This is a genomic window from Dyadobacter sp., from assembly GCF_017744695.1.
Classification (GTDB): Bacteria; Bacteroidota; Bacteroidia; order Cytophagales; family Spirosomataceae; genus Dyadobacter.
Window position 1 is genome coordinate 654209 of the sequence record NZ_JAGIAS010000001.1, and the last position, 14733, is coordinate 668941.

The following is a 14733-nucleotide window of genomic DNA, read 5'->3' on the forward strand; positions in this document are numbered from 1 at the left end:
CGAAGCGCGCAAGTTAATAAAATTGGCATAAAGAGTTGGTCGCGCCTCCGCCCGGGCCTAACTTTACCGGACCGATTTGCCCGTATTCTACTAAACGGCAAATGGCTTTTATCACAATTTAACCCATACCTAATACCGGTTTACGATATGAAATTCATGATACAGGCAGGCGGCATCCTTGGTGCTCTGGCAGTTTCCCTCGGCGCATTCGGCGCACATGCATTAAAAGGAATGCTGGAAGCTTCCGGTCGCACCGAAACGTTTGAAACAGCCGTGAAATACCAGTTTTACCACGCGCTCGCGATGGTACTCGTGGGCATTCTCATGCAACGCGCAGGCGAAGACGCGGTGAAGCTGCTGGGCTGGTCCGGTAATGCATTTGCGGTAGGCGTGATCATTTTCTCGGGCTCCCTGTACGCGATCTGCTTTACCGGGATCACCAAATTCGGCGCAACGGCCCCGATTGGCGGACTCGCGCTGATTGTTGGATGGGTGCTGCTGATTTTGGCGGCGGGGAAGTTTTAATGAGTGAATGATTGAATGATCCGCCGTGGAATGGGGAATGAGTGAATTTTGAATGATTGAATGAGTGAATGATTGAATGGAGGCTGCGGCATTTTCGGGAATGGACCGTTGGCCGTAGAGGATATTTAAGCCTTAGTAAATCGCGTAGCGGTGCAATATTGGTAGAAACAAAGAGGTAAGATGTTTTCAAAATCCCGTCAGGGATGCGACAACAAAGCATCAGCGCGGTTGTTACATGCCCAAGGGCATTTTAGAACTTTCTGGCAAAGATTTCTTCTACCAATATTGCATGCCTAACGGCATTCCAACTCGCACGACTACTTTTAAAAAATTCAAACATCCATTCACTCATTCAAAATTCACTCATTCCCCGTTCCACGGCGGATCATTCACTCATTCACTCATTAACTCATTCACTCATTAACTCATTACCCCCTCGAAAGCGTAAACGGCCTTTGCGCGTCGATTTTCAGGAAAATGAAGAGCAGTACGGAAAACGACCACAGCGACGATCCTCCGTAGCTGAAAAACGGCAACGGGATACCAATTACGGGCATTAGCCCGATGGTCATGCCGACGTTGACCAGGAAGTGGAAGAAAATAATCCCGGCCACACAATAGCCGTATACCCTCGCGAAACGGCTGCGCTGCCGCTCAGCGAGCACTACAAGCCTCGAAATCAATGCAACGAAAAGGAACACCACGATGGTTGTTCCCAGGAAGCCGTGCTCCTCTCCCACCGTGCAGAAAATAAAGTCGGTACTCTGCTCGGGTACGAAGTCGAATTTGGTTTGGGTGCCCTGTAAAAAGCCTTTGCCCCAAAGCCCGCCGGAACCGATGGCGATTTTGGACTGGATCACGTTCCAGCCGATACCCCGCGGGTCCGAATCGGGATCTAACAATACCATAATCCGGCCTCTCTGGTGCTTTTGAAGCACATTATTCATAAAGAAATCCACCCCGAACACAATGCCGATCATCACAAAAGCCACGATGATCGTAGCCCAAAGCCCGCCTCGGCGTCGTGTCATGACCGGCATCAGCCAGATCACCAATCCGGCGATCACGATAATGGCACCGGCAATATACCATTTCACAAAAAGCAATGTAATGATCAGCAAAGCCGCGCCGATCATCCCGATGGCCGGGATGAAACCAGGCATGCCTTCACGGTACAGTACGATCGCAAAGGAGGCGAAAACCAGCATGGAACCTGTTTCGTTCGATAAAAGGATCAGGAACGCGGGCAATGCGATAATCCCCATAATCGGGTAATAGTCCTTCAATTTCCGGTTGAGACTGATCGCCGGGTCGCTCAGGTATTTGGAGATGGCCAGGCTCACCGCCAGTTTCGAAAACTCTGCCGGCTGCAATGAAAAACTCCCCAGTTTGATCCAGGAGCGCGATCCATTGATATTAGACCCCGCAAAGAGCACCACCACGAGCAGGAATATCACGACGGCATAGATGACGAAAGAGAATGTCTCGTAAAACTTGTAGTCTATCACCAGGATACAAATGATCAGCAATGCGGCCGTCCCGATCCACATCAGCTGCTTACCCGCATTGTTCGACAAATCGAACATATTCGTGTGCGCTTCGGGATTGTAAACGGCAGCGTAGATATTCAACCAGCCAATCATCAGGCAAGCGATGTAAATCAGCACCACCATCCAGTCCACATTCTTGGTTATCGGCTTGCTTTCAGCCATTTCAGTATCGGTTTGTAAGTTCTTAAAGTCTTTTTTGCTGGTTTTGCTTCGGCAGGGTTATCGGCCCCCTCATCGCGGCCGGGTTGGCCGGATGTGGTGCGCCCGGCAGGCGGTTGGCCGGATCATTCGGGTCACCGGTCGGCTTTTTCACCTCCTCGGTTTTCTTCTTCGTTTCCGTATCGTCCGGCTTTTTCGTCGTCGGCAACACCACCTTGCTCATCAGGTCGAGCTTCATCATCCGTTCTTCCAGCGCTTTGTTGGTCACCTTGCGCGACAGGTATTTCTCGATGATCAGGTTAGCAATAGGCGCCGCCGCCGAACCACCTGCACCTGCATTCTCTACGAATACGGCGATCGCGATTTTCGGGTCTTCCACAGGCGCGAACGCGATGAAAATCGAATGGTCGTCACCCCGCTTGTTCTGTGAAGTACCGGTCTTACCCGCAATCGTAATGCCTTCCACGCGCGAACGGCGTGCGGTACCAGCCTCCACTGCCCCGATCATCCCCTCGATTACCGGCTCAAAGTTGTGGGCATCCACACCGGTTTCATGTCTTTCCAGGAACTCGGGCTTCACGGTTTTCTTGTCACCAATGCCATGGATCACGTGTGGCGTGTAGAAATACCCTCGGTTGGCAATAATGGCGGCCACATTCGCCATTTTCAAAGGCGTAATGAGCAACTCTCCCTCGCCAATACTAAGCGAGTAGATATTCGAGAATTTCCACCGGTATTCGCCATAGAAGCGGTCGTAGTATTTTTTGTTAGGCAAATTCCCCTTGTACTCACTCGGCAAGTCGATCCCGAGCCGCTGCCCGATCCCGAACTTGGCGATGTCGTCGTGCCACGCATCCAGACCAACCGCCGAAGCTTTAAAGGTATTTTTAATATTGTTTTTATAAATCAACCGCCTGAATACATTGTAGAAATAAGGGTTGCATGAATGCGTCACCCCAAGTGCCACCGTGCTTGTCGCGGGGTGATTGTGACATCCTACCGGGCAGTTGGCATGCGTAAAACCGCTGCTGGGGGTTATCACTCCCTCCTGCAAACCGATCAGCGCCTGGATCAGTTTGAAAGTGGATCCCGGACGATAACTCGCCATGACCGGCCTGTTGAACAACGGCTTGTAAGGGTTACGGGCCAGCGCAGCGAAGTTTTTGGAAAAATAGCGGCTCGCAAGGATGTTCGGATCATACGTCGGGGCCGACACCATGGAAATGATCTGCCCGGTCTTCGGTTCTATCGCCACCACGCTTCCTACCTTGTTCACCATCAGGCTGTCGGCGTACTGCTGCACTTCAAGGTCCAGACCGGTGTAGAGGTTCTCTCCTGCCACGGCCATCGTATCGAGTTCCCCGTTTTTCCACGGGCCTTTATACACTCCGGCCACGTTTTGCATCACAAACTTGGTTCCCCGTTTTCCCCTCAGCTCATTTTCATAAATGCGTTCGACACCGCTCTGCCCTATATAATCGCCTTGACGGTAATAGGGCTCTTCCTGTTTTTCGAGCTGACCTTTGGTGATCTCACTCACATACCCGAGCGTATTCGCGAGCGTAGGCGCGGTGTAGGTGCGCAGGGAGCTTTTGGCAAACTCAAAACCCGAGTAATCGACCATAATGTCCTGGATCGAGGCAAAATCCTCTTTGGAAAGCTGCCGTAAAAACAGCGACGGCTTTACCGGGCTGTAAGCTCTCGCCGCGGCCATGAGACTGTCGAAATCATGTCTTTCAATTCCCAAAACCTGGCAAAAACGGAGCGTATCGTCCATTTTCACCCTGTTTGGCGTCACAAGCAGGTCGTAAACGGGGGTATTATATACGATCAGTTTCCCGTAACGGTCATAGATCTGGCCGCGGAACGGGATTTCGGTAACACGTTTGATGGAATTGCTGGAAGACTCGATGGAATAGCTCTCATCCAGCACCTGGAGGTAGAAAAGTCGTAATAAGTATATAACACCTACTAAAGCAAAAAATCCAATGATAACAAATCGACGACTTTCGAGCATTCTGCACTAAAAATTCCGGTTCTCAATTTTCACACGAAGTTCGCAATAGCAAAAGATTATTCAAAGTAGGATTTCGGTTAATAAATAATAAAAACTTCATTTTTAGGACATTTGCCCCCTTCTACTCCCCCTTCGCGACTACCATCACAATATCCTCCTTGTCTATCAGCACAAGTCCGTCGGGGAGGCCTTTCGGTTTGCGGATAAATTTCTTCGGCGTGACGATCACCGGGCACAGCGAATCATTCTTTCGTTTCGAATAAAATGCCGCCAGTTCCGCCGCCCGCTCGATCACCGGTGCCGGAAATTTGCGTCCGGGCTGGTTCTTCACCACCACGTGCGAGCCCGTAACATCCTTTGCGTGGAGCCACAAATCTTCCTTATGGGCCTGCTTCGTCAGCAAATCGCTGTTCTTCGCATTGCGGCCGATCAGAATGGTGTAGCCCATAAAATCCAGCCGTTTGAAAAGATCGTCGATCGTAGGGGCTGCGCTTCCCTGTTCCAGCTTGTTGGCCTTGATGTATGCCCGCAAATCGCGTAGCATTTCTATGACTTCAATATGCGTCAAATGCTCCTGCAACCGCTTCCTGTCTGCCTCACGCGCGGCGAGGCTGTCGTTCAGTCGATCTATTTCGATCTTTTCGTTCTTCGCCTTGCGGTAATAGCCTTCTGCATTCTTCTGTGCGGACAGGTCTTTCTTCAATTTAATGGTAATCGGCTGATCGCGGTAAAAGTCGTACAGTTCCACTTTTTCCGCGCGCTCCGGAATGATGTGAAGATTGGCCATGATAATGTTAGCCAATTCATCGTTTTTGGTCGCATTTTCCAGATCCACGAGTTTCTGGAAGGTATTTTCAAGATAATTATCCGTCTGCTGAATACGCTTTTTCAGCAGCCTTATGATATCGGCCTTCTCCTTATCCAGCCCACTCAGCCGGATGTAAGCGAGATAGAAGGCGTTTAACGCCTCGATTGGATCGTGTAAAACCTGCACGACTTCGCCGGTTTCGAAGAGTGTGAGGGCAGGGATATTTTCAATTTTAGTAATGTAAAAAACCGATGATTCCAGCTCTGCCAAAACCTCCTGCACAATCTGCCAGCGCTCGGTAAGATCACTTTTGCCTTCCAGTTTGCCAGCAAGGTATTTATTCACCACCTTTCCAAATGTAGGAAAAAGCGGTTCAAAACGGCCGTCATTGGCAACGAATGCCTTCCACGACTGATCGATGTCACGGTTCAGCGACGCTACGGTCAACGCGCGGTCCGTTGAAAGTTTGTTGTTAAAAAGCTGTGTAGCCTCCCCGTCCGCATTCAAAGCGATGAAATTGGAGCGATTCCCGAAGAGTTTGAATATCAAATCCCTGCCACTTTCGAAATGCACCTGAATCGCCCGCTCGTTTTTACAGACTTTTACAAAATCGACCTTATCTCCTTCGAAATCGTTGAAAAGATTGACGCTATTCCGTCGCGCCCGGTCGAAACGTTCGGGAAAGCTGAGGCATGAAAAGCTATTGGTTAAAGTGGCTTTGATGAAGAATGGGTTAATCAATGGATGATCCTGCTGCTCTGGCTGATCATTCCACTCACCGTCTGCTTCTTCTGCAAACATGATGATCAGCTCATCCTTCTGCTGGCTGAATGCTTCCACAAACCGCTTACCTGCCAGTTCAGAATGCAGGCGTGGCGCGAGTTGTTTGATGAAATGGTAATTCTGATGCACTTTTTATTCGGGATTGTATTCGGGCAAATGTAGGGAGGAAGAAGGAAACATATACCAAACAAACCTTGAATCGCGTAGCGATGTAATGTTGGTAGCACAGAAAAGAATAAATGGTATAGCAATCCCGTCAGGGATGTAACAACCATAATGGCGAGGCGGTGAAGTGGCGCAGGAATAGCAAAACGCCCTCATGAAGTGGTTGGTGCGTCGATTTGTTGTTACATCCCTGACGGGATTTTCCGCTATACACCTCATTCTTTTGGCTACCGATGTTACATCGCTACGCGATTTGTCCCTGCCAAATGAGTAGCACTGCGTCTAAAAATCTGATATATGCGATCCGAATAGCCGCGGAGCGGCTGCTTGTTTAAAGGTACGGTTCCACTATATTCCTGGCTCCGGAGGAGCCTCCTTCGACACAAGCAGGAGGCTCCTCCGGAGCCAAATTTCGCACAAATCCCTTTTGCTATAAACAGGATGGCCCTCCGGGCCGTGATTCGTGCACACCCGACCGGCCTCCATCGTCCCTTTCCTCCTTTTAAACAAAACAAGAGAAGCCTCCCGGTGTCGGAAGGCTTCTTCTGCAATACTACTACACTTAAAAACACTAGTGCACGGACGAAGCGTCGACTTTTGTTTTGCCGCTCCGCGTCCATAACACAAAGGGAACACAAATCAAAAACATCACGCCCAGGTACAGGAACACATCCATGTACGACATTACCTGTGCTTGCTTGGACACCGTGTAGTCCAATATCTTATACCCGCTGTTCAGCGCGACATCGGGCGTCATGCCCTTAGCCATAAAACTGTGCTGCAGGCCTTCTACGCGCTGCTGAACAATGGGACTGTTCACGTCCAGTTTACTTACCAGGTCGTTGCGGTGCGCCATGTTCTGGCGTGCGATAAATGTCGTGATCACCGCCACCCCGAACGAGCCGCCCAACTGCCGCATCATACCGGTAAATGCCGCACCTTCTCCAATCTCGCGGCCTTTCAGCGTCGATAATGCAAGGGTGGTAATGGGGACAAAAAGAAGCCCCAGACCAATCCCACGAACGATCAGCATGCTGAAAAATGCATCCTTACCGGTGTCGGGTGTCAATATCAGGTAGCCCCAGTAACTGTATACGAAGAAGAATATCATCCCGATTGCCACGAGGTACTGTTGCTTCACGCCGCGTTGCAGCAGCTGGCCGACGACGGGCATCATCATTGCCGTCACGATCGCCGCGGGCACCATGAGCATACCCGATTGCGTGGCCGTCCAGCCCAGCGTAGCCTGGGTGTAAAGCGGAATGATGAATGTTGACCCATACAAACCGAAGCCCAGGATGAAAGACAGCACCGTTCCGACGCGCAGGTTACCGTTGGATAGTACGCGCAGGTTCACGATCGGGTTTTTGTAAGTCCATTCCCTCCAGATGAAGAAGAAGAATGCAAAAACGGAAACTACGGTAAGAATCAAGATGATCTCATCATTGAACCAGTCTTCTTCCTGACCTTTTTCCAGCACATATTGCAATGAGCCTACTGCGACGGCCAGGAAAATAATGCCCCACCAGTCGATTTCGTTGGCTGCCTTTTTGTTGGCAAACTTTGGACTTCTTACAAATTCCATAGTCAGCATGGCTGCGATGATACCCAGCGGGATGTTGATATAAAAAATGTAAGGCCAGCTGTAATTATCTACGATAAATCCCCCCAGCGGCGGACCCAATGTAGGGCCTACGATCACACCCAGACCATAAATAGCCTGTGCGATTCCGCGTTTTTCAGGCGGGTAACTTTCGGTGATCAGCGTTTGCGCGGTTACGAGCAATGCACCGCCACCGAAACCTTGTATTAATCTGAAAAATACCAGCTCCCAGATATTGTCGGCATTACCACAAAGAAATGAGGCAACCGTAAATATGATGATCGAAGCGGCAAAGTAGTTACGACGACCAAATTGCTGCGAGAGCCAGCTGGTCATCGGCACGATGATCACATTACCGATTGCGTAAGCGGTAATCACCCAGCTCACCTCCGACAATGTGCCGCCCAGGTTTCCGCGCATGTCGTTGAGCGCCACGTTCACGATCGTGGTATCCACGATTTCCAGCAGCGCGCACAGTACAGCCGTGATGGTAATGATTACCCTGCGGTAGCCGTACTCGACGAGTGATTCCTGTAATTCCATTCGTTATTGGTTTTTAGAATCAAAAATTCGGTTCGAACACCTTAGTTCAGCTCCACGTCCACGAACACGTTCATGCCCGGGCGCAGTTGCGCGATCTTTTCATCGTCGGCTTTGGTAAACTCGATGCGCACCGGCAGACGTTGTACCACTTTCACGAAGTTACCGCTTGCATTATCAGGAGGCAGCAACGCAAAACGAGCGCCTGTGGCAGGTGAAAACGACGCTACTTGTGCTTCGAACTCGTGTTCCGGATAGGCATCGACATGGATTCTAACATGTTGGCCGATTTTCATTTTAGTCAGCTGTGTTTCCTTGAAGTTTGCGGTAACCCATGGTTTGTGGGTTGAAATAATGCTGAACAGCGATTGTCCGGCTTGCAGGTACTGGCCCAGTTGTGCATTCACTTTGGACACGCGACCATCGGTAGGCGCGGTAATAACGGTATACGACAGGTTCAGTTCTGCATTCGCAATTTCAGCCTGGCGTGCCTTGATGTTCGCATTCGCCACAGCCGACTGAACCGAAGTAGCTTTGGTTTGGCGACCAGCTGCTTTTGCCTGACGTTCCGCTGCACCTTTCTGTGCTTCCAAAACCGCCAATGCGCGTTCCGCTTTCTGCTTGGTTGCCTGCGCCTGCTCAAATTCCTGTTGGGTGATCGAATGATCTTTGATCAGGTTTTCGTAGCGTGCATAGTCCTGGTTAGCTCTCCACAAATTCACTTTCGCTTCTTCGATCTGCGCTGCTACCACGGCGATGTTCGCTTCGTAGGTAATGCCGCTGGCCGCGGAGGCATTCGTCGTTTCATGTGCTACGGTCAGGCTGCCTTCCGAACCCAGGAGGCCCGCTTTGGCTTGTTCGAGTTTGATAATCTGGTCACGGTTGTCAAGCACGATCAGGGTATCGCCTTTTTTCACAGTCTGGTTATCCTTCACCCGGATCTCGGTCACATATCCTGAAATTCTGGGAATTACGGGACTAATGTCTGAGTCGATCTGTGCGTCGTCGGTTTCTTCGTGGTGCTGTCCGTGGTTATATTTGGTAAAACCCCAGCTACCGCCGCCAATAATCAGCACGGCCAGGATAATGAGGAAGCGGGTGTTTTTCTTTTTAGGTGCTTCTTCGGTGGTGTTTTGTTTCGTTTCCATATTCAATTGTGAATGACTGAATGATTGAATGAGTGAATGTCAGTTAATAACTCCTGCCGTTTGTTCGAGTTTCTTATAAGCTACGACGGCGTCTGCCTTCGCTGCTTCGTAATCGATACGTGATTGGACCTGTGCCACATCTGCATCCAGCAATTCGGTCGTAGTCACGAGGCTGTTATCGTATTTGTTTTTGGTGATGCGATAGTTTTCGTTGGCTTGTTCTACTGCTTTCGCATACACATCGATCTTTCTTTTGCTCAGCACGTAGTTGTAGTAGGCAGTGTTCACTTCCAGGTGAATCTTGTCGAGAATGATTTGCTCGTTGGTTTTCAACTGATAAGCCTTTGTACGAGCCTGGGCGATCTTCGCTCCCGATTTCCAGAGCGATGCTACATCGTATTTAAAACCGATGCCTGCATTCACCGCATTCGGAACGGTCACTACACCCGGAATACTCAATGCTACATACCCTGCCGAAAGCGCCACGCTGGGATACAAATCTGCTTTCGCTACCTTGATATCGCTATCGGCCGCTTTCTGGCGGATACCGTTCGCTGCGAAGTCTTTGCGGTGTTCCAGGGCTGTTTGCTCCCACTCTGCTGCAATACCTTCTTCTTTGAGCGCGGTAAAGCTGTTGGAATCTGCTTCAAGCACTGTTTCCTCCGGCAAGCCCAGCAAGAGGTTCATATTAATGGTAGTAATTTTCAAATCATTCTGCGCGTTCAGTAAAGCCAGTTCCACATTGGATTCCTGCAATTTCGCCTTCATCAGGTCGTTGCGGGCCAGCATTCCGTTTTTTTCACGGTTGGTAAACTCCTGCACCCGTTCGCGCTCGCTCGCCAGGTTTTCCGTTACAAGGTCAACCGCCTTTTGGGCTTTGTAAAGGTTTCCATAAGCGGCCACGGTATTCTGGATCACCGCTTCGCGATCATTGTCGGCATCCAGTTTTGCGGCTTGCTCCACATACCTGGCCGATTCGAGGCCGTATTTGAAACGGAAACCCGAAAACAAGGGCATCGAAGCGCTCGCCATTCCGTACATCGCCTGATGTACATTCGGCATTCCCCCCGAGTTACCTGTGCTGTCGTTACCTTCCTGTTTGATTTTCAGGTTCACATTCGGCGAGTTCACCCGCAAATAGGAACCCGATACACTGAAGCTCGGCAACTGATTTTCCTTCACCTGGCGGATACCCAGTCCGGCGAGGTCGATATTGCTTTGGCTCAGTTTCAGCTGCTTGCTGTTTTGCAGGCTCATCGTAATGGCCTCTTCCAGCTTGATCGTGCGTGCGCTTTGTGCGTACGAATGGCCGGTCACGGTAATCCAGATGATCCCGGTTGCCAGACAAACCATTCTTTTAATTCTGGATGTGGTGTTCATTGGTTATTGTTGATTTGAATAAGTTCTTTAGGTGTTGGCTCAGCTCATTCCGCAGATGCGCCTGAAACTCGTCATCGGTGAGGTGTTCGAGGTTATTGAAGATTCTGTAAAAATCCTGCGTAGCGATGGCGTAGTTCACCGTGCCATAGAGTGTAGTAGTTACCAGGCTCACGTTGATATCCTTCCGGAAATCCCCGGCTTCCTGGCCCTCGTGGATCATCCGCTTGATCAGTTCCACATTCCGCATTTTCAACCCGCGGATATATTCGGAAATCACGGGCGTTCGCTCCGAAGACAGCTGCTCGCGCAGCATGATGTTATGAAAACACTGGTTACCCATCAGACGGTCGATCACACTGTCGATAAACACATTGAACTTCTGGAGCGCCGACAGCTCGCTGAGCATCATCAGTGTTTCGAGCCGGGATCTCGATTCCGTCATACGTAGCTGAAAAAGCGCCTCGATCAGCTTTTCCTTCGAACCAAAATAGTAGGATATCATCGAGACGTTCACATCTGCTTCCTGGGCGATATCCCTGACCGAAGTTCCGGCAAAACCTTTCTGTGAAAACAGCCGCTCCGCCACTTCTATTATCTGCAATTGTTTCGCGTTGTATTCCATTTAAGTAGCTCATTAGCAGGGATTCTTTTCTTCTTTTTGCTAATGACAATACAAAGGTAACCGGCTGTCAGACAAAAATCAAACGATCGTTTGATTTTATTAAACAAACGTTTGATTAGTAAAAGCAAATGTTGGATTAGTACCATTAATTTTTTTTAATACTGAGATTAAAAAGGTGCAACCCTCGAAGGGACTTTTTTTGTCTAACACTGGAAACCGACCGGTTACATAGCCTCTCCAACCTTTCCATGAAAACATGTTATACCTTTAAAATTCTGATAATCATCCTATTATCCATCACATCCCGCATGCTTACCGCCCAGCAGGCGGTACCGTCATGCGGCACCAACGATTCCCTTGCAGCGAAATACCTCGAAAAAATCAGTAAACGAATTGACCTCACACGGGCCCGTACAGCCAATCAGCCCGTGCTCGAATACCGGCTCGGCGTAGATATAGATCACAAAACCTACCTGGATTACGGGGGCGACGTCATGCGCATTCGTCGGCGGGTCTACGAAATATTCAGAGAGGCGTCGGCGATTTTTGAGGAGGAGATGCGTATCAAACTCACGGTTTATCACATTCATATCTGGGACAAGCCGGAACCTTACGCATTAACCACTTCGGAGGACTATTTCGGCAATGTACTGACTTACTGGAATGCAGAGCGTCATGAGGTGCGGGATGCCGTGGTGGGCATGTCGAACCGGTATGGTACTTTTTATGGCGGATTTCGCATGTGCACTTCTAACTTCCCGGACCCGAACCAATATTTCTCCATCGATCTGCTTTGTCATGAACTGGGACACACGCTGGGATCGCCGCATACGCACAACTGCTTCTGGCCAGGCGGACCGATTGACCGCTGCGTGGCGGTAGAGGGTACTTCCGAAAGTTGCCTTGACGGTTTCAGGGAGGAGGCGAACGGTACCATCATGTCGTATTGCCTGGGCGAAATGACCTTTCATCCACTATGCCGGAACTTGATACGCAATTATGCGGAAGGGACGGTGAACCCCGCATTTAAATTGACGGAACTGGAAGAGAAACCCGCCGCCCCCGGTCTGATTTCGAAACTTCCCGGTGAATCCGGCGGCTCGGCGGCATTGCCTGCGTTCGAGTGGTATCCGTCCGCAAAGGCTAGTCGGTACCGGGTGCAGATTGCCCGCGATGCCGGTTTTCAGGGCATTATGGACGACACACTGGTAACTCAGCCGTTCTTCCGTTCCCCAGGCCTGAATCCCGGCAACTATTTTGTGAGATACCAACCACAGAACGCCTCCTCGTCCGCCGAATGGTCTCAGGCGCTTTCATTTAATATCGATGATACCCAAACCCAGGGCGCCCCTCCTGTGCTCCTGTCGGTTGCATTGGACAATGAAGGGAATATTGTCGGATCATTCAGAGCATTATCAGGTATTACCGCCTATCAGGTTCGGACATCCGAACAATGGCGCGATTCCGAGGAAACGTTCGATCTTATCCCGAAAGGGACAGCCATAGAAACATTCTCTTTACGACCCGAAGAAGGTGTGGTCCTCAGGGCCAAACTCAGGTACAGGGTATTTCGGAACAACCAGTGGAGCGTGTGGTCTGACAATATAAATGTGGTCACCATTCCTACCTCCGCCCCCTTGCGGAGCAACCCCGTCGTTTCGACCGATCCCATTCTGGCAATCCGGCAATGGACCCCCACGCCTACCGCGGGCCCGGTATCCGGTATTTTCCAGCTCGCCACCGACCCGGAATTCAAAAACCTGGTCATCGACGAGCTGTTTACCCATCCCAATGCGCCCAATAACGGCTTCTTTGACAAAAAACTCCTGTTCCCCACTCTTGCAGAAAATACCACCTATTATTCGCGGTCGAACATTGGACTTAAAACAGGTTTTCAGTCGCTATGGGCGAACGGCCAGTTCCGGACGGGTGTAAAAGACACACGGTTCACTTACCTGGGCGTTCCGCATCCCGCCATGCTCAGCGCACGCGGCTCGGGCAGCTACATCAGGACGATGAAGCTATTCAAATCACGGGAAAAACTATTTGTCGCCAGCACATTGGCCGGATATTACGAAACCACCGACCTTGAAACCTGGACCCCGTTCCTGCCCTCGACTACCAACGGCCAGAGCCCGGAAAGGGTAACAGCCATTACCGCTTACCCGGATGGTATCACCTATACGGTCGACGGACTGGATGCCATGGTCAAGAAAACTGACAATACCTATACCCGGCTGCCGCTCCCACCACTCAGCGGCGTGAGCGGCATGGAGGATTTGTTTGCCACCGAAACTGCCGGCCTGTTTTATATGAACTATACTGCCGGTATCACGCAATTCCTGAACGGAAACTGGATCTCCCACAATGCCGCGTTGCAGTCACTGCGCCCTATTTGCCTTGCGAAGGACAACAAGGACAGGATTTGGACCATCACCGAGGGCGGTGCTACCTGGTATTTTGAAAACAATCAATGGGTATCCCAACCCCGAATGCCATTCTGGAACGCGCTTCATGGCCTTGCGTTCGATAACGACAACAACGCATACGCCTATGGCAACTGGGGCGTGATGGGATTTAACAAGGAGAAAGGCGAATGGGAAGTGATCCGCCCACTGTTCGACAAAAGCATTCAGAGAATCCTATTTGATGACCAGAACCGGATGTGGCTCGTTATGTACCGCTGGCCGGAGGTTTCCGATGATGATTTCACCCAATTCGGGCTTCTTCGTTATGCCAATGGGAAAGTTAATGCTTACACCGAAGGCCTCAATTTCCTTCGCGAGCCCTTTGAGATCGAGTTTTTCAAAGGCGAGCTCGTTATCCTCACCACCGGCGGTGAACTCCATACGTTCGATGAACGCCAGATCCTTTCCTTTGAACCGCAAGCAAGCTACCCTGCCGGCTCTTCCGTTACTGTCAAGCTCAGTACCAATTCGACATTTGATGCCGAGAACCGGATTTCCATCCAATTGAACAACCAAACCACCGGCGCCCAAATAACCCTTACCCAGACCACCGTGAATGGCCATGCCGTCGATTTTACACTACCCGACACACTTCGTGCAGGCCAATATACCATCAACCTCCTAACCACCGCGCCTGAAATCATGAGCCATGAAAGCCAGCCATTCCGGGTCGTGCCGAAAGATTCGCCGACCAATACACAGCCGGATGAGGTGACGCTGTTGCAAAACACGCCCAACCCTGCGACAGGCCCGACGGAGATTGCGTTTTACCTTCCGCAAGCCGCAGAAGCACGGATCGACTTGTTCAATGTACGCGGACAATTCATCAGACAGCTTCGCAATACCGCATTTCCGGGAGGATGGAATTTTATACAAACGGACCTGGCCGATTTGAGATCGGGCGTATATGTCTACCGCCTGACAACAGGCAAAGTCGTCAAATCATTGAAACTCATTCACTGACA

9 protein-coding genes are annotated in these 14733 nt (G+C 50.5%); 2 read left to right on the top strand and 7 right to left on the bottom strand.

The window, feature by feature from the left end; translation table 11 throughout:
- Positions 1–147: 147 nt before the first annotated feature.
- A complete protein-coding gene (locus J7619_RS02535) occupies positions 148–525 on the top strand; it encodes a DUF423 domain-containing protein (RefSeq protein ID WP_291193575.1) in 378 nt (125 codons plus the stop codon).
- A gap of 428 nt (positions 526–953) precedes the next feature.
- On the opposite strand, the gene rodA is transcribed toward J7619_RS02535, so the two are convergent.
- The 7 genes from rodA to J7619_RS02570 all read right to left on the bottom strand — a co-directional run bounded on the left by rodA (position 954) and on the right by J7619_RS02570 (position 11300).
- Positions 954–2237: a rod shape-determining protein RodA gene (gene rodA / locus J7619_RS02540; RefSeq protein WP_291193577.1), complete on the bottom strand. Its 1284-nt coding sequence runs from the start codon at positions 2235–2237 to the stop codon at positions 954–956.
- Between the two features lie 22 nt (positions 2238–2259).
- The gene (mrdA, locus tag J7619_RS02545) at positions 2260–4251 is read right to left on the bottom strand and encodes a penicillin-binding protein 2 (RefSeq protein ID WP_291193579.1); all 1992 of its coding nucleotides are present in this window, start codon (positions 4249–4251) and stop codon (positions 2260–2262) included.
- A 121-nt stretch (positions 4252–4372) separates the two neighbouring features.
- Positions 4373–5971 carry an NFACT RNA binding domain-containing protein gene (locus J7619_RS02550; protein WP_291193581.1) on the bottom strand — a complete coding sequence of 533 codons (1599 nt, stop codon included), beginning with the start codon at positions 5969–5971 and terminating at the stop codon, positions 4373–4375.
- A 607-nt stretch (positions 5972–6578) separates the two neighbouring features.
- Positions 6579–8153 (bottom strand): DHA2 family efflux MFS transporter permease subunit, encoded by a 1575-nt coding sequence (locus tag J7619_RS02555; protein ID WP_291193583.1) that lies wholly within the window; start codon positions 8151–8153, stop codon positions 6579–6581.
- Between the two features lie 41 nt (positions 8154–8194).
- A complete protein-coding gene (locus tag J7619_RS02560; RefSeq protein WP_291193585.1) occupies positions 8195–9298 on the bottom strand; it encodes an HlyD family secretion protein in 1104 nt (367 codons plus the stop codon).
- 39 nt (positions 9299–9337) lie between these two features.
- Positions 9338–10678: a TolC family protein gene (locus tag J7619_RS02565; protein WP_291193587.1), complete on the bottom strand. Its 1341-nt coding sequence runs from the start codon at positions 10676–10678 to the stop codon at positions 9338–9340.
- Positions 10656–11300 (bottom strand): TetR/AcrR family transcriptional regulator, encoded by a 645-nt coding sequence (locus J7619_RS02570; RefSeq protein ID WP_291193589.1) that lies wholly within the window; start codon positions 11298–11300, stop codon positions 10656–10658. Before J7619_RS02570 ends, J7619_RS02565 begins: the two co-directional genes overlap by 23 nt.
- Before the next feature lie 248 nt (positions 11301–11548).
- On the opposite strand from J7619_RS02570, the gene J7619_RS02575 reads away from it, so the two are divergent.
- Positions 11549–14731 carry a M12 family metallo-peptidase gene (locus J7619_RS02575; protein WP_291193591.1) on the top strand — a complete coding sequence of 1061 codons (3183 nt, stop codon included), beginning with the start codon at positions 11549–11551 and terminating at the stop codon, positions 14729–14731.
- Positions 14732–14733 lie beyond the last annotated feature (2 nt).

What these genes read in the sequence shown, in the direction of transcription:
- J7619_RS02535 (WP_291193575.1), top strand. Translation starts at nt 148, where the DNA reads ATGAAATTCATGATACAGGCAGGCGGCATCCTTGGTGCTCTGGCAGTT.
- rodA (WP_291193577.1), bottom strand. Translation starts at nt 2,237, where the DNA reads ATGGCTGAAAGCAAGCCGATAACCAAGAATGTGGACTGGATGGTGGTG.
- mrdA (WP_291193579.1), bottom strand. Translation starts at nt 4,251, where the DNA reads ATGCTCGAAAGTCGTCGATTTGTTATCATTGGATTTTTTGCTTTAGTA.
- J7619_RS02555 (WP_291193583.1), bottom strand. Translation starts at nt 8,153, where the DNA reads ATGGAATTACAGGAATCACTCGTCGAGTACGGCTACCGCAGGGTAATC.
- J7619_RS02560 (WP_291193585.1), bottom strand. Translation starts at nt 9,298, where the DNA reads ATGGAAACGAAACAAAACACCACCGAAGAAGCACCTAAAAAGAAAAAC.
- J7619_RS02565 (WP_291193587.1), bottom strand. Translation starts at nt 10,678, where the DNA reads ATGAACACCACATCCAGAATTAAAAGAATGGTTTGTCTGGCAACCGGG.
- J7619_RS02570 (WP_291193589.1), bottom strand. Translation starts at nt 11,300, where the DNA reads ATGGAATACAACGCGAAACAATTGCAGATAATAGAAGTGGCGGAGCGG.
- J7619_RS02575 (WP_291193591.1), top strand. Translation starts at nt 11,549, where the DNA reads ATGAAAACATGTTATACCTTTAAAATTCTGATAATCATCCTATTATCC.